The sequence below is a fragment of the Streptomyces viridiviolaceus genome, assembly GCF_014650995.1.
GTDB lineage: Bacteria > Actinomycetota > Actinomycetes > Streptomycetales > Streptomycetaceae > Streptomyces > Streptomyces viridiviolaceus.
This window is the reverse complement of sequence record NZ_BMWA01000006.1, coordinates 226,869-247,865: the sequence shown is the minus strand read 5'-3', so window position 1 is coordinate 247,865 and position 20,997 is coordinate 226,869. Positions and strand designations below refer to the sequence as shown.

The window sequence follows — 20,997 nt, the reverse complement described above, 5'->3', positions numbered from 1 at the left end:
CGATCCGCCCCTGTGCCCTGCCCATCACATCAGGCAGCATGTCCTGCATGTCCGTACTGACGCGCGACGAAGCGCAGACCCGTGCCCAGCTCCTCGACGTCCACCACTACACCATCGACCTCGATCTCACCGGTGACGACGAGACCTTCGACTCCCGCACCGCCATCCGGTTCACCGTCCGCGGCGAGACGGGCACCACGGACACCTTCGTCGAGGTCAAGCCCGCCGAGCTGCGCACCGTCACCCTCGACGGACACCCCCTCGACCCCGAAACACTGGACGAGAACCGCCTGCCGCTGAAGAACCTCACCCCCGGCGAGCACGAACTCCGCGTCGACGCCACCATGCGCTACTCCCGCACCGGCGAGGGCATGCACCGCTTCACCGACCCCACCGACGGCGAGACCTACGTCTACACGCAGCTGTTCATGGACGACGTACAGCGCGTCTTCGCCGCCTTCGACCAGCCCGACCTCAAGGCCGTCTTCGACCTCACCGTCACCGCGCCCCAGGGCTGGACCGTCCTCGCCAACGGCATCACCGAACACACCGGGGACGGCCGGTGGAAGGCCGCCACCACCCCCCTGATCTCCACCTACCTCGTCGCCGTCGCCGCCGGCCCCTGGCACTCCGTGCGCACCGAACACCGCGGCCTGCCCTTCGGCATCCACTGCCGCCGCTCCCTCGCCCCCCACCTCGACGCCGACGCCGACGAACTCCTCGACGTCACCCGCGCCTGCTTCGACCGCTACCACGAGAAGTTCGACGAGCCCTACCCCTTCGACTCCTACGACCAGGCGTTCGTCCCCGAGTTCAACGCCGGCGCCATGGAGAACCCCGGACTCGTCACCTTCCGCGACGAGTTCGTCTTCCGCTCCGCCGTCACCGACACCGAACGGCAGACCCGCGCCATGGTCATCGCGCACGAGATGGCCCACATGTGGTTCGGCGACCTCGTCACCCTCAGGTGGTGGGACGACATCTGGCTCAACGAGTCCTTCGCCGAGTACATGGGCTACCAGACCACCGCCGAGGCCACCCGCTTCACCGACACCTGGACCGACTTCGGCGTCGCCCGCAAGTCCTGGGGCTACGACGCCGACCAGCGCCCCTCCACCCACCCCGTCGCCCCCGAGAACGTCGAGGACACCGCCTCCGCCCTCCTCAACTTCGACGGCATCTCCTACGCCAAGGGCGCCTCCGCCCTGCGCCAGCTCGTCGCCTGGCTCGGCGAGAAGGACTTCCTCGCCGGCATCAACACCCACTTCGCCCGCCACAAGTTCGCCAACGCCACCCTCGCCGACTTCATCGACTCCCTCGCCGCCGCCACCGACCGCGACGTCCACGCCTGGGCCGACGCCTGGCTGCGCACCACCGGCGTCGACACCCTCACCCCGCACATCACCCCCGGCCCGGACGGCACCTGCACCCTCACCGTCGACCGCACCGGCGAGCGCCCCCACCGCATCGCCGTCGGCCTCTACGACCAGGACCTCACCGACGGCCGGCTCACCCGACGCGACCGCCTCGAACTCGACGTCCCCCAGAGCGAACCCCACCCCATCGGCAAGCGACCCGCCCTCCTCGTCCTCAACGAAGGCGACCTCACCTACGCCAAGGTCCGCTTCGACGCCCCCTCCTTCGACACCGTCCGCACCGCCCTCGCCGGCCTCCCCGACGCGCTCACCCGCGCCGTGGTGTGGAACGCACTCCGCGACGCCGTCCGCGACGGCGAACTCCCCGCCACCGCCTACCTGGACATCGCCCGCACCCACCTCCCCCGCGAGACCGACCTCGCCGTCGTCGAGGGCGTCCTCGCCTTCGCCACCGCCCAGGTCGCCGACCGCTACGTCACCCCCGAACAGCGCCCCGCCGCCCTCGCCACCCTCACCGATCTGTGCCGCGACCTCATCCGCCGCACCGAGGACGGCGACCACCCCGGGCTGCGCCTCATCGCCGTACGCCACCGCATCGACACCGCCGCCCACCCCGACACCATCGCCGCCTGGCTCGCCGACGGAACCGTCCCCGGCGGCCCCGAACTCGACCCCGAACTGCGCTGGCGCGTCCTCACCCGCCTCGCCGTCCTCGGCGCCACCGACGAGAGCGCCATCGCCGCCGAACTGCAGCGCGACCCCAGCGCCACCGGCCAGGAGGGCGCCGCCCGCTGCCGCGCCGCACTGCCCGACCCCGAGGCCAAGAGCCGCGCCTGGGCAGCCATGTTCGCCACCGACGACCTCTCCAACTACCTGTTCACCGCCACCGCCCGGGGCTTCTGGCAGCCCGAACAGGCCGACCTCGTACGCGACTACGTACCGCGCTACTACGCCGAGGCCGTCGCCGTCGCCGCCCGCCGCGGCCCCGCCATCGCCGACGCCGCCGGGCGCTGGGCCTTCCCCACCCACGCCGTCGACGCCGACAACCTCCGCCTCGGCCAGGAATGCCTCAGCGACGCCGACCCGATCCCCGCACTGCGCCGCAAACTCGTCGACCAGCTCGACGACCTGGCCCGCGCCCTGCGGGTGCGCCGGGCCCAGGCCGGCTGACACGGCACACGGCCGGCCCACGGCGCCCTGCGCCCCGGGCCGGCCACACCCCGTGAGAGGGTTCCGACACGCTTTCCCCGCACGGCAGTACCCACTTTCGGGTTCTGATCGTCGGGCTCTCCGGGCGCGGGCAGGCAACCGCGTACAAGCTGGGACTCCCCGCCGTCCCCGCACCCGGAGGACAACCCATGAGCACGCCTCCCCTCGCCTCGGGTCCCCACGGCCCCGACGCCCTGCGGCCCCTGCTCGACACCGTGCTCCACGCACTCCACGCCGGCACGGCGGCACGCGGCGGCCCCCTGCCCGCCGGCGGACCCGACGCCGTCACCGCCCGGGTACGGGACGCGGCCGGCGACGTCCTGCCCGACACCGGCGACCCCGACGCCCTGCGCACCCTCGTCACCGCGCTCACCGAAGGCGCCGCCGACCCCGCCCACCCCCTGTGCGCCGCCCACCTGCACGGCCCGCCCCTCGCCGTCGCCACCGCCGCCGACCTGGCCGCGAGCGTCCTCAACCCCTCCCTCGACTCCTGGGACCAGGCACCCGCCGCCTCCGCCCTGGAGACCCTCGTCACTCACGCCCTCGCCCGCGAGACCGGCGCCGCCGACGCCCTCGTCACCACCGGCGGCACCGAATCCAACCAACTCGCCCTCCTGCTCGCCCGCGAAGCCGCCGGCGGGACCCTACGGCTCGTCCACGGCGCGAACGCCCACCACTCACTGCCCCGCGCCGCCTGGCTCCTCGGACTCCCCGCCCCCGTCGTCGTCCCCGCCCCCACGGGCACCCTCGACCCCGCCGCCCTCGACGAAGCCCTCGACCAGGTGCCCGGCCCCCACCTCGTCGCCGCCACCGCCGGCACCACCGACGCCGGCCTCATCGACCCCCTCCCCGAGATCGCCGACCGCTGCGCCGCCCACGGAGCCCGCCTCCACATCGACGCCGCCTACGGGGCCGGCCTGCTGTTCTCCGACCGGCACCGCCCGAAACTCACCGGCCTCGACGCCGCCCACACCGTCGCCCTCGACCTGCACAAACTCGGCTGGCAACCCATCGCCGCCGGCCTCCTCACCGTGAAGAACCCCGACGACCTCACCGCACTGGACCAGCGCGCCGACTACCTCAACGCCCACGACGACACCGAAGCCGGACTCCCCGACCTCCTCGGCCGCTCCCCGCGCACCAGCCGCCGCCCCGACATCCTCAAGATCGCCGTCACCCTCAAGACCCTCGGCCGCGACGGCCTCGGCGCCCTCGTCGACCGAGTCTGCGACCTCGCCCAGCAGTTCGCCGACCTCGTCACCGGCCACCCCGGCTTCGAACTCCACGCCCCGCCCACCATCAGCACCGTCCTGTTCCGGCCCACCGACGCCACCGACCACACCGTCGCCACCATCCGCCGCACCCTCCTCACCACCGGCCGCGCCGCCCTCGGCCGCGCCCGCGCCGACGGCCGGCTCTGGCTCAAGGCCACCCTCCTCAACCCCCGCACCCGGCCCGACGACCTGGCAGACCTCCTGCACCTCGTGGAAGGAAACACCCCCCGATGACCCCCGCGCCGCACCCCCCACACCACGAGCCCGGCACCCCCCGCGACCTCGTCGGCATCGGCATCGGCCCCTTCAACCTCTCCCTCGCCGCCCTCGCCGACCCCCTCACCGGGCTCGACACCGCCTTCTACGACCAGCGCCCCGCCTTCCACTGGCACCCCGGACTCCTCATCGACGGCGCCCGCATCCAAGTCCCCTTCCTCGCCGACCTCGTCACCCTCGCCGACCCCGCCAGCCCCTGGACCTTCCTCAACCACCTCAAGTCCCGCCGACGCCTCTTCCCCTTCTACTTCGCCGAGCGGTTCCACATCCAACGCACCGAATACGACGCCTACTGCCGCTGGGTCGCCGAGAACCTCCCCACCCTCCACTTCGGCCACCAGGTCGACGCCGTCCGCTGGAACCCCGAACGCCACCTCTTCGAAGTCGACCACACCCGACTCGGCACCGACGGAGAAGCCGAAGCCCTCGGCCGCACCTACACCAGGAACATTGTCCTCGGCATCGGCACCGAACCCCACGTCCCCGACCCGCTCAGGCCCCTAGCCGACGCCCCCGGCGTCCCCGTCGTCCACTCCGCCGACTACCTCGACCACCGCGACGCCCTCCTCGCCGCCGGACACGTCACCGTCATCGGCACCGGCCAGTCGGGCGCCGAGATCTTCCTCGACCTGCTCCGCAACCGCCCCGCCGGACACGAACGACTCCACTGGCTCGGCCGCACCGAAGCCTTCGCCCCCATGGAGTACTCGAAACTCGGCCTGGAGCACTTCACCCCCGACTACACCCGCTACTTCCACGCCCTGCCCGAACCCGTCCGCGACCGCCTCGTCACCGCACAGTGGCAACTCCACAAAGGCATCGACGCCGACACCGCCGCCGCCATCCACGACGAGCTCTACCGCCGCACCCTCGACGACGGCTGGCCCGACACCGTCCTCACCCCCGGCGTCCACGTCCGCACCGCCGGCCGCATCGCCACCACCAAGATCGAACTACACCTCGAACACACCCAGCAGAACACCCGCACCCGCCTCACCACGGACGCCGTCGTCCTCGCCACCGGCTACCGCGAACGCCCCCTCGGCCGCATCCTCGCCGGCCTCGACCCCTACCTGCGCCGCGACAGCCACGAACGCCCCCGCATCGACGAACGCTTCCGCCTCGTCCTCGACCCCTGCGTCACCGGCTCCGTCTACGTCCAGAACGCCGAGACCCACACCCACGGCGTCGGCGCACCCGACCTCGGCCTCGCCGCCTGGCGCAGCGCCACCATCCTCAACGACCTCACCGGAAACGAGCCCTACCCCCTGCCGGCCCGCACCGCCTTCACCACCTTCGGCCTGGAGCAGCAACAGCCCCAGATCCCGTCCGCACGCAGGCCACGCGCGCTCACCCCCCTGGGGGACGGAATCTGAGGCTGCCCCGCACCCTCCCGTTAGAACACCGGCGTACCGTCCCGCGTCAGCCGCCAGTCCACCGACGCGAAGTCCTTCGGATCCAGCACACCCTTCGCCGTCGCCCACTCCGCGATCCGCGTCCGGATCTCCGTCGACTCCGACCACAGCTCCTTGGCCGACGCCACATGCGGGAACGCACCGCCACCGTTGGCACGGTAGTTGTTCACCGCCAGCACGAACTGCTGAGCGTCGTCCAGCGGAGCACCACCGAACGCCAGGTTCCTGATCCGGGAACCGGGCGCCTGAGCGATGTCGATCTCGTACGTCAGCCCCGACACATAGTCGTAGTTGTAGTCCGGACGGCCGTTCGCGTTCGTCAGCTTGTCCACGTCGACCGGTGCGCCGGCCGCGGTCCGCACGTAGTACTCCGCCGAGTACTCCAGATACGCCCGCACCTGCGCACCCGTCAGCAGCTTCGCCACCAGCGTGTTGTCGTACACGTACAGACTCGACAGGTCCCGGATCGTCACCTCGCCCGCCGGGATCTCGGACGTACGCGAGAACGGCGACGCCTGCGCCAGCACCGGCAGCGACGCGTACTCCGTACCCGCCAGCGCCGACCTGACCACGTCCTCCTGCACCTTGGTGATCAGATCGATGATCGGCGCGTCCTTGAACCGCGCCTCCACCGTCGTCAGCGTCTCGGTCGCCGTCCCCACCACCTGGTTGACGTACGCCACCACCTTCGCGTGCTCGTCCGCCAGCAGCCTGGTGATCCGCGGGTCGTCGGCGACGGTGTTGGAGTTGCGCAGCGACGCCCTGACCGACTCCACGTGCCAACGGCCCCGCTCGAAGACCAGCTCGAAGTCGAACAGCGTCAGCCGCTCGGCATAGCACAGCGGCTCCGACAGCACGACCGTCTTCCCGGTGCTGTCGTTGGTCACCCTCAGCTCCGGGATCTCCACGTGCGCGTGCCCGACGAGGATGGCGTCGATGCCCGGCACCTGCCTCGCCACGTTCGCCGCCGCGTTCTCCACGTACGGCACCTGGTCACCGTACGACGACGTGCCCGACGAACCCGAGTGCGCCGACACGACCACGACGTCCGCACCCATCGAGCGCAGCTTCGGCACCCACTTCGCCGCCTGCTCCTCCAGACCGGGGAACGCCAGCTTCCCCTGCACGTACGCCTTGTCCCAGATCGCGATACCCGGGTTGGTCAGACCCAGCACCGCCACCTTCACCGGCGGCGCGCCCTTCACCCGGAACGTCTTCATGAAGTACGGCGGGAAGGCGGGCTTCAGCGTCCTGGCGTCCACCGCGTTCGCACCCAGCAGCGGGAAACGGCACTGCTCCTCGAACTTCCGCAGCGTTTCGATGCCGTAGTTGAACTCGTGGTTGCCGAGGGCCACCGCGTCGTAGCCGATCGCGTTCATCGCCTGCGCCATCGGGTGCACCGGACCGCCCTCGGCGGTGATCGGGTCGACCTTCGCGTAGTAGTACGTCAGCGGCGTGCCCTGAATCGTGTCACCCGCGTCCAGCAACAGCGTGTTGTGCCGGCCCTTCTCCTCACGGACCTCGTTCACCAGCGTCGAGATGCGGGCCAGGCCCTGGGCGTTGCCCGCCGTGTCCGCGTACTCCGCGTCCTTGAAGTAGTCCCAGTTGAAGACGTGCCCGTGCAGGTCGGTCGTGCCCATCACCGTCAGCGCGTACCGCTTGGACCCGCGCCCCCTGCCCGCCGGTGCGGCCGCGGTCGCCGGGGCCGCCGCCGTACCGGCTATCGCGACCCCCGCCCCCGTCACGGCGGATCTCTTCAGGAACTTCCGGCGGTTCAACGGCATGACCGACTCTCCTAGCGACGCACCATCAACAACGCGCGTAGATTCTGTCCTGGACATGCCTCGTGTCAACAGGCCCCTCACGTTGCGATCTGATGACCGGTCGGCTCCGCCGTCGCCCGGAAATGCTCATCAGAGCACCTCGTCGCACAATTCAACACTTGTCAATGACCCTTTACTGAAAGGTGGTTGAGTAGTCATGCGCGGCCAATTCGCTACCCACCGGTAAGTCATAGGCTCGACCCATGCGCCGAGCAAAGATCGTCTGTACTCTTGGGCCCGCCACCGACTCGTACGATCAGATCAAAGCCCTGGTCGACGCCGGAATGGACATCGCCCGCTTCAATTTCAGCCACGGCACCCACGCCGAACACGAAGAGCGATACCAGCACGTCCGAAAGGCGTCCGACGAAACCGGCCACAGCGTCGGCACCCTCGCCGACCTTCAAGGTCCGAAGATCCGCCTCGGCCGCTTCACCGAAGGCCCCGTACTCCTCGAACGCGGCGACACCTTCACCATCACCGTCGAAGAACACGTCGAAGGCGACCGCCACATCTGCGGCACCACCTACGCCGGCCTCGCCACCGACGTCACCCCCGGCGAACGCATCCTCGTCGACGACGGCAAGGTCAGCCTCGAAGTCACCGACGTCGACGGCCCCCGCGTCCACACCAAGGTCGTCGAGGGCGGCATGGTCTCCGACCACAAGGGCCTCAACCTCCCCGGCGTCGCCGTCTCCGTCCCCGCCCTGTCCAAGAAGGACGAGGACGACCTGCGCTGGGCCCTGCGCACCGGCTTCGACGTCATCGCCCTCTCCTTCGTCCGCAGCGGACGCGACATCGTCGACGTCCACCGCATCATGGACGAAGAAGGCCGCAGGCTCCCCGTCATCGCCAAAATCGAAAAACCCCAGGCCGTCGAGAACATCGACGACATCGTCGCCGCCTTCGACGGCATCATGGTCGCCCGGGGCGACCTCGGCGTCGAAATGCCCCTCGAACTCGTGCCGATCGTCCAGAAGCGTGCGATCAAACTCGCCAGGCGCAACGCCAAACCCGTCATCGTCGCCACCCAGATGCTCGACTCGATGATCGACAACTCCCGCCCCACCCGCGCGGAAGCCTCCGACGTGGCCAACGCCGTCATCGACGGCACGGACGCGGTGATGCTGTCCGGCGAGACCAGCGTCGGCAAACACGCGATCGAGACGGTCCGGACGATGGCCCGCATCGTCGAGGCGTCCGAGGAGGACCTCCTCGCCCGCGGCCTGCCCCCGCTCACCGAACGCAACAAGCCCCGCACCCAGGGCGGCGCGGTCGCCCGCGCGGCGGCGGAGATCGGCGACTTCCTCGGCGCGAAGTACCTGGTCGCCTTCACCCAGTCCGGCGACACGGCCCGCCGCCTGTCCCGCTACCGCTCACCCATCCCGCTCCTCGCCTTCACCCCCGAACCGGCGACCCGCTCACAGCTCAACCTCACCTGGGGCGTGGAGACCTTCCTCGGCCCGCACGTCGACTCCACCGACGCGATGGTCGACCAGGTGGACGAACTGCTGTCCGAGTACGGCCGCTGCGAGAAGGGCGACGTCGTGATCATCACGGCCGGCTCCCCGCCCGGGGTCTCGGGCACGACGAACCTGGTGCGGGTGCACCGCATCGGCGAGGACTGACCGGCTGCGCGGCACGGGTCCCGGGTCAGTACTTGGGGCCCACGTGGGCGTCCATGAGGGTCACGGAGGCTTTGCGGGCGACGGAAATGTTGAAGGGGTCGCTGCCGCGGGCGAGGGTCGTCCACTCGACACCGACCTTGTCGAGAGTGTCCGTGAACAGCTTCCGGATGTCGTCCGACTTGTTGGCGAAGAGATACCGCGGATACTCGTACCGCTTGCGCACGCCGCCCACGAGGCGAGTCGTCCAGTTGCTGATCCGGCAGCCGTCGGAGTGGATCAAGCCCCGGATGAACTCCCAGGGGTGGGCGTCGACGATCTCCTGCTGCCAGGGGTCGAGTGCAATGATGCGGTTGTGCTTTTTGCCGGGGCCGTGCTGAGGGAAGAGACAGTGCAGGTGCTTCGAGTAGACCTTCACGTTGCAGCAGCCGGTCTTACGGACACGACAGACTGAGCTGTCGGGGAAGACCGTGCGCATGGCCTGTTCGCAGTCGTCCATGAGCCCGGGCCACGAGTCGGCGCAGGTGATCATGAGGTTGGGTACACGGTGCTCGGAGTAGTGGCTGATGTGGCCGTCGCCGAGGTAGAGAGCCAGTAAGTAGCTATAGGCGGGCTCGTCCAGTTCCCGCCCATGACACCTGGGGCAGCTCGGGTCATGCTTGCCTGGGCACTCGCCCCGCTTGGCCCGGTCCAGGTGTTTCCAGTAGCTGATGGTGCCCGCCGGAACGTTCAGTTTGCGCGCCACATCCGCGTTCTTTGCGCCGCCGCGCAGCAGTGTGAGGGCCTTCTGTCGCACGTCAGTGCTGTGGAAGTTCATGCGATTACCGTGCGTCACCAAGGGGGAAGACGTGCAGCAAAAAGCGGAGGTTCACGAGAACGTGAGCCTCCGCTTCTGTATGTGCCCGGTGTGGGATTCGAACCCACATGCCCAAAGGGCACGGCATTTTGAGTGCCGCGAGTCTGACCAGTTCCTCCAACCGGGCAAGATTGGCGACCGCTGCGAAGTGTACCGGTTCACCTCGACCCGTCGCAGCTAGGTAGGCTCTTGGGAGCAGTACTGCCTGCCCCGGAACAAGGAGCGCCACGTGACCGCCCCCGAGTCGCCCCAGCCCGTAGACGTGCCCGAAGACGACAAGTCGCACGTGCCTCCGCTGACGACCCGTGTCGTCATCGCCGAGGACGAGGCGCTCATCCGGCTCGATCTCAAAGAGATGCTGGAGGAGGAGGGCTACTCGGTCGTCGGTGAGGCCGGTGACGGTGAGCAGGCCGTCGAGCTGGCGCGGGAGCACCAGCCGGACCTGGTGATCCTGGACGTGAAGATGCCGAAGCTGGACGGCATCTCCGCGGCCGAGAAGATCGCGGAGGAGGGCATCGCGCCGGTGCTGATGCTGACCGCGTTCTCGCAGCGCGACCTGGTGGAGCGGGCCCGGGACGCCGGGGCGATGGCGTATCTCGTGAAGCCGTTCAGCAAGAGTGACGTCGTCCCGGCGATCGAGATGGCCGTCTCGCGGTTCACGGAGCTGAAGGCGTTGGAGAAGGAGGTCGCGGACCTCTCCCAGCGGCTGGAGACGCGGAAGCTGGTGGACCGGGCGAAGTCGGTGCTGCAGACGGAGTACGGGCTGACCGAGCCGGCCGCGTTCCGGTGGATCCAGAAGACGTCGATGGACCGGCGGATGTCGATGCAGCAGGTGGCCCAGGCGGTCATCCAGGACGCCGAGGAGAAGAAGGCGTCCAAGGGCTGAGACGCCCCGAGGTGTGGGTGAGGCCCGCGTCCCCTGACCGGCAGGGGGCGCGGGCCTCGTCGTACGCGCGGCCGTCGGTGTCAGTCCTCGCCGAGGTACGCCTTGCGGACGGACTCGTCGTGGAGGAGGTCCTGGCCGGTGCCGGACAGGACGATGTTGCCGACCTCCATGACGTGGGCGTGGTCGGCGAGGGAGAGGGCGGCCTGGGCGTTCTGCTCGACGAGCAGGATGGTGGTGCCCTGGGACTTCAGCTCGGCGATGGTCGCCATGATCTTCTGCATCATGATCGGCGAGAGGCCCATGGAGGGTTCGTCGAGCATGAGCAGCTTGGGCTGGGACATGAGGGCGCGGCCCATGGCGAGCATCTGCTGCTCGCCGCCGGAGAGGGTGCCCGCGGCCTGCTTGCGGCGTTCGCCGAGGATGGGGAAGAGGTCGTAGGCGCGCTGGATGTCCTTCTCGATGCCGGGCTTGTCGCTGCGGAGGAAGGCGCCGAGGCGGAGGTTGTCCTCGATCGTCATGCGCGGGAAGATGTGCCGCCCCTCGGGGGAGTGGGCGAGTCCCAGGGAGACGATCTCGTGGGCGGGGACCTTCTTGAGCGACTTGCCCCCGAACTTGATCTGGCCGCCGACCGGCTTGAGGAGGCCCGACAGGGTGCGCAGGGTGGTGGTCTTGCCGGCGCCGTTGGTGCCGATGAGGGTGACCACCTCACCGGCGTCGACCTTGAAGGAGATGCCCTTGACGGCTTCGATCTTGCCGTAGGCGACGCGGAGGTCCTCGACCTCGAGCAGAGCGGTCATCGGTCGTTCTCCTTGCCGGCCGCGTTGTCCGTGGTGGTGTCGGCCTGGGCGGCCTCGGCGGCCTCCACCTCGGCGGCCTCGGCCGCGCCGGGGTCGTTGTCCAGGGGCTCGCCGAGGTAGGCGGCGATGACCCGTTCGTCGCCCTGGACGGTCGCGCTGTCGCCTTCGATGAGCTTCTGGCCCTGGACGAGGACGGCGACGCGGTCGCAGAGGTTGAAGATGAACCGCATGTCGTGCTCGATGACGAGGACGGCGATGCCCTTGTCGCGGATGGCGAAGACGAGTTCCTCGGTGGCCCGGGTCTCCTGGGGGTTCATGCCGGCCGTCGGCTCGTCCAGGAGCAGCAGGCCCGGTTCACTGGCGAGTGCGCGGGCGATCTCCAGCTTGCGCTGCTCGCCGTAGGGCAGGTTCCGTGCGAGGTGGTCGGCCTTGTCGGCGAGGCCGACGAACTCCAGCAGTTCCATGGCGCGTTCTCGGGAGGCGGCCTCCGCCTTGTGGAAGCCGGGTCCGCGCAGGACGGCCGACCAGAAGCCTTCCTTGGTGCGGGTGTGGCGGCCGACGAGGACGTTCTCCAGCACCGTCATGTTGGCGAACAGGCGGATGTTCTGGAAGGTCCGGGCGATGCCGGCGGCCGTCACCTTGAAGGATTTGGCCGGAAGGACCCGGCCCTTGTAGCGGACCTCGCCCTCGGTGGGGATGTACAGGCCGGTCAGGCAGTTGAAGAAGGTGGTCTTGCCGGCGCCGTTGGGGCCGATGAGACCGACGATCTCGCCGCTGTTGACGGTGAGGTCGACGCCGTTCACGGCGGTCAGGCCGCCGAAGCGCATGGTGACGCCGCGTGCGTCGAGGACGGTGGTGCCGGGGGCGGGGGTGCCCGGGGTGGTGTCCTTGGTGGTGGTGTCGGTGGTCATGTGGTCAGGCCCCTGTCTTGCTCAGGGTGGTGGGCGCTTCGGCCTCTTCGTGGAATTCCAGCTTGCGGCGCCTGTTGGCGATGAGACCTTCCGGACGGAAGCGCATGAGCAGGACGAGCGCGAGTCCGAAGGCGAAGAGCTGGTAGTCGCCGAGGAACTGGAGCTTGTTGGGGATCAGGAAGAGCAGCGAGGCACCGATGAGCGGTCCCGCGATGGTGCCCATGCCGCCGAGCACGACCGCGGCGAGCAGGAAGGCGGAGTTGGGCGGGGTGGTACCCGCGAAGAGGTACTGCTCGGGCGTGACCGTGTAGGTCACGTGCGCCTGTACGGTGCCGGCCAGGCCGGCGAGGGTGGCGCCGACGGCGAACGCGATGAGTTTGACGCGGAAGCCGTTGATGCCCATGGCCAGGGCCGCGGTCTCGTCCTCGCGGATGGCGACCCAGGCACGGCCGATGCGGGAGTCGCCGCTGCGCCGGAAGACGAGGACGACGACGGCCGTGATGATGAGCATCAGGAAGAAGTAGTTGGCGAACCGGCCGATGGTGAAGCCGCCGATGTCGTGCTGGGTCCCGAGGTCGAAGCCGAGGATCTTGAGGTCGGGGATGGACGAGACGCCGTTGGAGCCGTTGGTGAGGTCCGGTCCGGAGGTGCCGTCGAGGTTGTTGGCGGTGATGCGGAAGATCTCACCGAAGCCGAGGGTCACGATGGCGAGGTAGTCGCCGCGCAGCCGCAGGGTGGGGGCGCCGATCAGGACACCGAAGATCAGGGATGCGACGGCGCCGACGATGACTGCGGCCCAGAAGGGGAAGTGGACGTCGAAGGGCGAGCTGGGCGAACCGGAGACCAGCGCGGCCGCGTAGGCGCCGACGCCGAGGAAGGCGACGTAGCCGAGGTCGAGCAGGCCCGCGAGGCCGACGACGATGTTCAGGCCGAGGGCGACCGTGGCGAAGATGAGGATGTAGACGCCGAGGGTGGCGTACTGGTCGTCGGACTGGGTGAAGGGGAAGCAGGCGGCCGCGACGAAGGCGCCGCAGACGGTGATGTTCTGGTGCCGGGAGGTGATCTCGGTGGCCTGGGCGACCAGTCCGGCCTTGTTGAGGGCGGCGAAGCCGAGGCCGGCGGTGATCAGGAAGCCCACGAAGAGTTCGTCGTACTCGGTGCCGATGCCGTAGGTGAAGACGAGCAGGGCGATGGCGAGGATCGCGACGATGATCAGGATCTCGACGTAGGAGGACAGGGGGCGCACGGGACGCGCGCTGCCGGTGGCGAAGGCGGCCCTGACGGTCTGCCAGTTGTGGGCGGTGGTGTGCTTGAACTGCTCCCAGCCTGTGTCGTCGGGGTCGAACGGGTCCGGTTCGGGGCGTTCGAAGGGCAGGGCGAGCGAGCCGAGGACCGCGATCAGGGTGGCGACGGCCGCGATGTAGCCGCCGGGCTCCAGGTTGACCAGGCCGCCGAGCTGGGCGCTGATCGCGATGACGGTGTACCAGGTGGTGGCGAAGGCGGCGAGCGCGGCGAACTTGAGTGCCGCGTCGGCGCCGGCGGGCACCAGCCAGCGCAGTCCCTTGACGCCGTACGAGGCGAGGCCGAACAGGGTGGTGAGGGCGCCGGCGATGAGGACCAGGACCTGCAGGCCGCCCGGGTAGCCGTAGACGGTGAGGTCGCCGGGGAACTCGGCGGTCCAGGTCCAGGCCAGGAAGGTGGAGACGACGGTGAGGACGCCGCCGCCGGTGGCGAGGGCGCGGCCGATGTGCGGGGGTATGCCGATGAGGCCGGAGGTGTCGGTCGCGGCGGAGGCGCCGGCGGTCTTCGGAGCGGTGGTCTGTGTGGTCATCGGTGTCACGCCCTGTCCGCAACGCGTTCGCCGAGCAGGCCCTGTGGCCTGAACAGCAGCACGAGGATGAGGAGGATGAAGGCCCAGACGTCCGCCCAGGACTGGCTGCCGAGCTTGTCCAGACCGGGTACGTCGGCGATGAAGGCGGTGGCCAGGGTCTCGGCGACGCCGAGTACGACGCCGCCGATCATGGCGCCGTAGATGTTGCCGATGCCGCCGAGGACGGCCGCCGTGAATGCCTTGAGGCCGAGGATGAAGCCCATCCGGAAGTCGATGTCGCCGTACTTCAGGCCGTTGGCGACGGCTCCGACGGCGGCGAAGAGGGCGCCGAGGGCGAAGGCGACCACGATGATGCGGTCGGTGTTGATGCCCATCAGCTTGGCGGTGTCCGGGTCCTGCGCGGTGGCCTGCATGCCGCGGCCGGTGCGGGTGCGCATCACGAAGAAGGCGAGGATGGCCATGCTGATGGGGGCGGCGATCAGCAGGAAGATGTCACCGGTCTGGATCGTGACACTGCCGATGTGGAACGGGCCGCCGTCGATCTGCGGGAAGCTGATCTTCGACTTGGCTCCGGGGTACCAGGCCCACACGGCCTGCTGGAGGGCGAGGGAGAGGCCGATGGCGGTGATGAGGGGCGCGAGGCGGGGGGCGCCGCGCAACGGGCGGTAGGCGAACCGTTCCGCCCCGACGGCCACGGTGACGGAGACCACCATGGCGCCGATGAGCATCAGGGGAAGGGCGATCAGCATGGAGGTGCCGTCGGGCAGGATGTAGAGATAGACCGTGAGTGCGCCGAAGGCGCCGGTCATGAAGATCTCGCCGTGGGCGAAGTTGATGAGCTGGACGATGCCATAGACCATTGTGTAGCCGATGGCGACCAGCCCGTACATGGATCCCAGTAGCAGGCCGTTGACCAGCTGCTGCGGCAGTTCGTTCACCGCATGTCCTCCGAGACTTTCGGAACTATCGACGGATGTGGCCGGATGCGAGTCCGCGCGGGGCGCCTGTGGAACAGCGCCCCGCGCGGCTCGTGATCACGTGATCGGTGATGCGGGAGGTGGGTCAGCCGGTGTAGGTGCCGGACTTCACCGACTTCCAGGCACCGTTCTCGACGGCGTACACGGTGAGCTGCTTGTTCGTCGCGTCACCGAACTCGTCGAAGGAGACCTTGCCGGTCACTCCGTCGAAGGAGACGTTCTGCATGGCGTCCACGACCTTGGCGCGGGCGTCGTCGGGAAGCTTGCCGTCGTTGTCCTCGACGACCTTCTTGACGGCCTCGATGATCGCCCAGGCGGAGTCGTAGGAGTAGCCGCCGTACGCCTCGTAGGCCTCCTTGTATCCGGCGGCCTTGTAGTTGGCGACGAACTCCTTGGCGGAGGGGAGCTCCTCGACCGGCGCGCCGACGGAGGTGGCGAGGTCGCCGGTGCCGCTGGCGCCGGCGAGCTTGATGAAGTCGGCGCTGTAGATGCCGTCACCGCCGACCAGCGGGATCTTCGCGCCGGCGGCCTTGATCTGCTTGCTGAGCGGGCCGGCCTGCGGGTATTCGCCGCCGTAGTAGACGACGTCGGCACCGGAGTTCTTGACCTTGGTGGCGACGGCGTTGAAGTCCTTGGTGTCCGGGTTGATGTGCTCGGTGCCGACGACCTTGCCGCCGAGCTTCTTGAACTCCTCGCTGAAGGTGGCGGCCAGACCGGCGCCGTAGGTCTTCTTGTCGTCGATGACGAAGACCTTCTTCTTCTTGGAGTCGTTGTAGACGTACTGCGCGGCGAACGGGCCCTGGATGGCGTCCGTGGTCGCGGTGCGGAAGTACGACTTGTACGGCCGGACCTTCTTGGTCTGCCAGTCCACGCCCTGCGTGAGCGCGGGGTTGGTGTTGGCCGGGGAGACCTCGACCAGCTTGGCCGTGTCGAAGACCTTCTGCATGGACTCGCCGACGGACGAGTTCAGCGGGCCGACGACACCGAGGACGTCGTCGTTGGCGACGAGCTTGGTGGCGTTCTGCTGGCCGACCGAGGGCTGGCCCTGGTCGTCGAGGGCTTCGATCTCGAACTTGATGCCCTCGACGTAGTTGTCCTTGTTGGCCGTCTTGGCCGCGAGGTCCACCGAGTTCTTGATGCCGAGGCCCAGCGCGGACAGGTCGCCGGTCAGCGGGGCGTCGACGCCGATGACGACGGTGGTGCCGCCGCCGCCGTTACCGGAATCGGAGCCGCCGCCGTCGTCGTCGCGCGAGCCGCAGGCGGTGAGGGTGAGCGCTCCCGCCGCCAGAGCGGCGGTGATGGCGATGAGCGAACGTTGACGCACGATCAGTCCTTTCCCCTGGCACAGCCGTTTCCCCGTGGAGACGGCCGAGTCGAGCGCTGGGCGGAAGTGACAATCCGACGGCGCGGTGACTGGCCGTGACTCTAAGCGTGTGTGGGGAACGTGGAGGAGGGTCTGACAGAGGCTGTGACGCTCTTGTTATGACACGGGGTAATGCAGAGCGGTACTGGCTGGGAAGAAGGGCGGAATTCAGGCCGATTCGCCCGGTCCACATAGTGAGAACTCGCAGGATCGGCCGGGCGTGTTCAGGTGTCTCGGGTGTTTTGGTGATTACGCGGAATCGTTGCTGCAGGCGACCTGTAGGGCATCGGAGAGGTGCTGTGCATAGCGCTGCCCGAGGATGAAACTGTGGACTTGTATTGCGCGTGTATTACGCAGTGTTACGTCCAGGAAAGGGAGTCCGGCGTTCCATGGTGCTTTTCCGCATTCCGTCACCCGCATGGTGATGGTGATCTTGCGTGCGGAATCTGCCTTTGTCTGGAAAGGTGCCGCAGGGGCGGAGGTCACCGAAAGGCCGGGGTAGGGCTGGGCTATCCGCGTCACGGTGACGGACGGGCCGGACTCGACGCTCAGCAGGACCGCGAAGCTGAAGCTGCTGGTCGGAGCGTTGCCGGGGCTGGGCACCGGCTCCAGGTAGGTGATGTCGACGACCTGCGAGGGGTAGGGCGGCGGGGTGGCCGGCGGTCGCTCCGGCTGCGGCCGGGTGGCGTACAGGTATCCGCCGCCCGCCAGCACCACGAGGGCCGCGAGGGCCGAGTGGACGGCGCGGCGGTGCCGGTCGTAGCGCCGGGCGAGAGGTCCGCGCGGCCGGGCGGAGGGGCGGGGGCCGTCCGGGGTCTCCCACGCGTGTGTGCCCTCGCCGGGTTCGACGGGGCCGGCGCCGCTCAACTCCACGGACCCTTGCTCGGACCGCCGTCGCGGTAGCGCTCGGCGCACTCCTCACGCGCCCTGCGGTCGATCAACTCCTCTGCCGCACCGGGTCCCTGACGCCTCTTCACGGTCCGTGCAGCGTCCACGACCTCCCGCAGGATGCCGTACTGCCGGTCGGACAGCCCCATCGACTGGTAGTCGCCGTAGGTGCCGCCGTCCAGCACCTCGCGCGACCAGTGACCGACGACCCGTGCGCACAGTTCCGCGTCGGTCATGGTCCGTGAGGGCGACGCCGAACCGGTCGCCGCGGTGCCGGAACCGGCCTGTGGGGGACCGGAGTCGGCGCAGCCGGCCGCCAATGCGACGGTCAGCAGCGCCGGTCCGAGGGCGAACCGCAGCCTGCCTGCCGTGCCCCCCGGCCGGGGGGTTCCTCCCCGTCGCATCCCACGACGCTAAGGCGGCCGGTGGCCGGGGGCAATGGTGCCGCGGGCGCCCCCGTCCGCCGCGCCGCGGCCCGGTTCAGCCCGCCGCGCCCACCTTGTCGGCGTCGCCGGGGGTCACGTCCCGCAGCAGGCAGGTCAGCCGGGCGCTGCACACCCGCCGGTCCTGCTCGTCGCTGATCACGATCTCGTACGTCGCCGTCGTCCGGCCCCGGTGCACGGGCGTGGCCACGCCCGTGACGAGGCCGGAGCGGACCCCGCGGTGGTGGGTGCAGTTCAGGTCGACGCCGACGGCGATCTTGGAGCTGCCGCCGTGGAGCATCGCGCCGACCGACCCGAGCGTCTCGGCCAGCACCGCCGAGGCGCCGCCGTGCAGCAGTCCGTACGGCTGGGTGTTGCCCTCCACCGGCATGGTGCCGACGACGCGCTCGGCCGACGCCTCGACGATCTGCACGCCCATCCGCGTGCCGAGGTGCCCCGCGGAGAACAGGGCGGGCAGGTCGACGCCGAGCGCGGCGTACTCGTCGATGACCTCCTGCGGGAACTGCACCTGCTGCTGCTCGCCCATGGGCCGGCTCCGTTCGTCCTGATCCGTCTGTCTGATCCGTGTGTGCGATGTGCCGGCCGGCTCCAGACGGCCGGTCGGCACGACTGAGCAAACGCTCAGTCGGTCGCCGATTGTTCCAGACGGACCACGACGGACTTGCTGGCCGGGGTGTTGCTGGTGTCCGCGGTGGCGTCCAGCGGCACCAGGACGTTGGTCTCCGGGTAGTACGCGGCCGCACACCCCCGGGCCGTCGGGTAGTGCACGACGCGGAAGCCGGGCGCCCGCCGCTCCACACCGTCCGTCCACTCACCGACCAGGTCGACGTACGAGCCGTCCCGGACGTCCAGCTCCCGGGCGTCCTCGGGGTTGACCAGGACGACCCGGCGGCCGTTCCTGATGCCCCGGTAGCGGTCGTCCAGGCCGTAGATCGTGGTGTTGTACTGGTCGTGCGAGCGCAGCGTCTGCAGCAGCAGCCGCCCCTCGGGCACCTCGGGGTACTCCACGGGCGCGGCGGTGAAGTTCGCCTTGCCGGTGGCCGTCGGGAAGCGGCGCTCGTCGCGCGGGGCGTGGGGGAGGGCGAAGCCTCCCGGGTGTGCCACGCGCGCGTTGAAGTCCTCGAACCCGGGGATCACGCGCGCGATGCGGTCCCGGATCGTCGCGTAGTCCTTCTCGAACTCCTCCCACGGCACCTTGCTGTCCGCGCCGAGCACCCGGCGGGCCAGCCGGCACACGATCGCCGGCTCCGACAGCAGGTGCGCGCTCGCGGGCTCCAGCCGGCCCCGCGAGGCGTGCACCATGCCCATGGAGTCCTCGACGGTCACGAACTGCTCGCCGCTGCCCTGGAGGTCGCGCTCGGTGCGTCCGAGGGTGGGCAGGACGAGGGCACGCGCGCCCGTGACGGCGTGCGAGCGGTTCAGCTTCGTCGACACGTGCACGGTGAGGCGGGCGCGGCGCATGGCCGCCTCGGTCACCTCCGTGTCGGGGGAGGCCGACACGAAGTTGCCGCCCATGGCGAAGAAGACCTTCGCCTCGCCGTCGCGCAGCGCGCGGATGGCCCGTACGACGTCGTAGCCGTGCTCGCGAGGCGGGGCGAAGCCGAACTCCTTCTCCAGGGCGTCCAGGAAGGCAGGGGCGGGGCGCTCGAAGATGCCCATCGTGCGGTCGCCCTGGACGTTGGAGTGGCCGCGCACCGGGCAGACACCCGCGCCCGGGCGGCCGATGTTGCCGCGCAGGAGGAGGAAGTTCACGACCTCGCGGATGGTCGGCACCGAGTGCTTGTGCTGGGTGAGGCCCATCGCCCAGCACACGATGGTCCGCTCGGAGGCGAGGACCATGCGCAGCGCCTCCTCGATCTGCGCGCGCGTGAGGCCGGTCGCCGTGAGCGTCTCGTCCCAATCGGCGGCGCGGGCGGCCTCGGCGAACTCCTCGTAGCCGTGGGTGTGGTCGCGGACGAACGCCTCGTCGACCGCGCCCTCCGTCTGCAGGATCAGCTTGTTGAGGAGCCGGAACAGGGCCTGGTCGCCGCCGAGGCGGATCTGCAGGAACAGGTCGGTGAGCGCGGCGCCGGTGGCCAGCCCCTTGGGGGTCTGCGGGTTCTTGAAGCGCTCCAGACCGGCCTCGGGCAGCGGGTTGACGCTGATGATCCGCGCGCCGTTCGCCTTCGCCTTCTCCAGGGCGGAGAGCATGCGCGGGTGGTTGGTGCCCGGGTTCTGGCCGGCCACGATGATCAGGTCGGCCTTGTACAGGTCCTCCAGCAGGACGCTGCCCTTGCCGATGCCGATCGTCTCGGACAGGGCCGAGCCGGACGACTCGTGGCACATGTTCGAACAGTCCGGCAGGTTGTTGGTGCCCAGTTCGCGCGCGAAGAGCTGGTACAGGAACGCCGCCTCGTTGCTGGTGCGCCCGGAGGTGTAGAAGACCGCCTCGTCGGGGGAGTCCAGGGCGGCGATCTCCTCGGCGACGATGTCGAAGGCGCGCTCCCAGGTGACCGGCTCGTAGTGATCGCCGCCCTCCGGGAGGTACACCGGGTGCGTGAGCCGGCCCTGCTGGCCCAGCCAGTAGCCGCTGCGGGTCGCGAGGTCGGCGACGGAGTGCGCGGCGAAGAACTCCGGGGTGACCCGGCGCAGGGTGGCCTCCTCGGCCACGGCCTTCGCGCCGTTCTCGCAGAACTCGGCCTTGTGCCGGTGGTCCGGCTCCGGCCAGGCGCAGCCGGGGCAGTCGAAGCCGTCCTTCTGGTTGACGCTCAGCAGCGTCAGCGCGGTCCGCCTCACACCCATCTGCCGCTGTGCGATGCGCAGGGTGTGGCCGATGGCAGGGATGCCCGCCGCCGCGTGCTTCGGCTCGCTGACCTGCGGAGCGTCCTGGACCGGATCACTCTTGGGCGGCTTGGTGGCCATCGCGCGCTCCTTCGCGTCCACGTGTGAGGTACGTCTCCGATCCTCGCACGCCCCGCCGACACCGACGCCGGCCGGTCGTGCCCGGGGCGGGAGCAATGCTTGCGCCGGGCAACGGCGGGCGGGCGGTGGGCCGGAGCGCCACCGCC

Annotated in this window: 16 protein-coding genes and 1 tRNA gene; 5 read left to right on the top strand and 12 right to left on the bottom strand. The window is 69.7% G+C overall.

Translation table 11 applies throughout. From position 1 onward, the window contains the following. The first annotated feature begins 47 nt into the window (after window positions 1-47). The 3 genes from pepN to IE260_RS10575 all read left to right on the top strand — a co-directional run bounded on the left by pepN (window position 48) and on the right by IE260_RS10575 (window position 5,511). Window positions 48-2,546: an aminopeptidase N gene (gene pepN, locus IE260_RS10585; RefSeq protein WP_189870273.1), complete on the top strand. Its 2,499-nt coding sequence runs from the start codon at window positions 48-50 to the stop codon at window positions 2,544-2,546. A 188-nt stretch (window positions 2,547-2,734) separates the two neighbouring features. After that, entirely contained in the window at window positions 2,735-4,093 is a 1,359-nt protein-coding gene (locus IE260_RS10580; RefSeq protein ID WP_189870271.1) for a pyridoxal phosphate-dependent decarboxylase family protein, read from the top strand. Next, complete coding sequence (locus IE260_RS10575) at window positions 4,090-5,511, top strand: lysine N(6)-hydroxylase/L-ornithine N(5)-oxygenase family protein (protein WP_189870270.1); 1,422 nt, start codon at window positions 4,090-4,092, stop codon at window positions 5,509-5,511. Before IE260_RS10580 ends, IE260_RS10575 begins: the two co-directional genes overlap by 4 nt. Window positions 5,512-5,531: 20 nt before the next feature. Here IE260_RS10575 and IE260_RS10570 read toward each other — a convergent pair whose 3' ends face one another. Next, complete coding sequence (locus tag IE260_RS10570; RefSeq protein ID WP_189870269.1) at window positions 5,532-7,334, bottom strand: bifunctional metallophosphatase/5'-nucleotidase; 1,803 nt, start codon at window positions 7,332-7,334, stop codon at window positions 5,532-5,534. Between the two features lie 242 nt (window positions 7,335-7,576). Between IE260_RS10570 and pyk the strand changes: the two genes are divergently transcribed. Beyond that, window positions 7,577-9,001 (top strand): pyruvate kinase, encoded by a 1,425-nt coding sequence (gene pyk / locus IE260_RS10565; RefSeq protein WP_189870268.1) that lies wholly within the window; start codon window positions 7,577-7,579, stop codon window positions 8,999-9,001. Between the two features lie 25 nt (window positions 9,002-9,026). Here the strand turns inward: pyk and IE260_RS10560 are convergent, their stop codons facing one another. Next, the gene (locus tag IE260_RS10560; RefSeq protein WP_189870267.1) at window positions 9,027-9,815 is read right to left on the bottom strand and encodes a helix-turn-helix domain-containing protein; all 789 of its coding nucleotides are present in this window, start codon (window positions 9,813-9,815) and stop codon (window positions 9,027-9,029) included. An 82-nt stretch (window positions 9,816-9,897) separates the two neighbouring features. Then, window positions 9,898-9,981, bottom strand: a tRNA-Leu gene (locus IE260_RS10555). 102 nt (window positions 9,982-10,083) lie between these two features. Between IE260_RS10555 and IE260_RS10550 the strand changes: the two genes are divergently transcribed. Continuing rightward, a complete protein-coding gene (locus IE260_RS10550; RefSeq protein WP_189870266.1) occupies window positions 10,084-10,740 on the top strand; it encodes an ANTAR domain-containing response regulator in 657 nt (218 codons plus the stop codon). Window positions 10,741-10,820: 80 nt separating this feature from the next. Here IE260_RS10550 and IE260_RS10545 read toward each other — a convergent pair whose 3' ends face one another. The 9 genes from IE260_RS10545 to IE260_RS10505 form a co-directional block, all read right to left on the bottom strand. Further along, window positions 10,821-11,537: an ABC transporter ATP-binding protein gene (locus IE260_RS10545; protein ID WP_189870265.1), complete on the bottom strand. Its 717-nt coding sequence runs from the start codon at window positions 11,535-11,537 to the stop codon at window positions 10,821-10,823. Continuing rightward, on the bottom strand, window positions 11,534-12,448 hold the full coding sequence (locus IE260_RS10540) for an ABC transporter ATP-binding protein (protein WP_189870264.1): 915 nt from the start codon (window positions 12,446-12,448) through the stop codon (window positions 11,534-11,536). Before IE260_RS10540 ends, IE260_RS10545 begins: the two co-directional genes overlap by 4 nt. 4 nt (window positions 12,449-12,452) lie before the next feature. Next, on the bottom strand, window positions 12,453-14,279 hold the full coding sequence (locus tag IE260_RS10535; protein ID WP_189870263.1) for a branched-chain amino acid ABC transporter permease: 1,827 nt from the start codon (window positions 14,277-14,279) through the stop codon (window positions 12,453-12,455). Between the two features lie 5 nt (window positions 14,280-14,284). Continuing rightward, window positions 14,285-15,217: a branched-chain amino acid ABC transporter permease gene (locus IE260_RS10530; protein WP_189870262.1), complete on the bottom strand. Its 933-nt coding sequence runs from the start codon at window positions 15,215-15,217 to the stop codon at window positions 14,285-14,287. A gap of 124 nt (window positions 15,218-15,341) precedes the next feature. After that, a complete protein-coding gene (locus IE260_RS10525; protein ID WP_189870261.1) occupies window positions 15,342-16,580 on the bottom strand; it encodes a branched-chain amino acid ABC transporter substrate-binding protein in 1,239 nt (412 codons plus the stop codon). A 288-nt stretch (window positions 16,581-16,868) separates the two neighbouring features. Further along, window positions 16,869-17,486 carry a Tat pathway signal sequence domain protein gene (locus tag IE260_RS10520; protein WP_189870479.1) on the bottom strand — a complete coding sequence of 206 codons (618 nt, stop codon included), beginning with the start codon at window positions 17,484-17,486 and terminating at the stop codon, window positions 16,869-16,871. After that, window positions 17,483-17,911: a hypothetical protein gene (locus IE260_RS10515; protein ID WP_189870260.1), complete on the bottom strand. Its 429-nt coding sequence runs from the start codon at window positions 17,909-17,911 to the stop codon at window positions 17,483-17,485. Before IE260_RS10515 ends, IE260_RS10520 begins: the two co-directional genes overlap by 4 nt. Before the next feature lie 76 nt (window positions 17,912-17,987). Further along, complete coding sequence (locus IE260_RS10510) at window positions 17,988-18,476, bottom strand: PaaI family thioesterase (protein ID WP_189870259.1); 489 nt, start codon at window positions 18,474-18,476, stop codon at window positions 17,988-17,990. 95 nt (window positions 18,477-18,571) lie between these two features. Beyond that, window positions 18,572-20,851 carry an FdhF/YdeP family oxidoreductase gene (locus tag IE260_RS10505; RefSeq protein ID WP_189870258.1) on the bottom strand — a complete coding sequence of 760 codons (2,280 nt, stop codon included), beginning with the start codon at window positions 20,849-20,851 and terminating at the stop codon, window positions 18,572-18,574. Window positions 20,852-20,997: the final 146 nt, after the last annotated feature.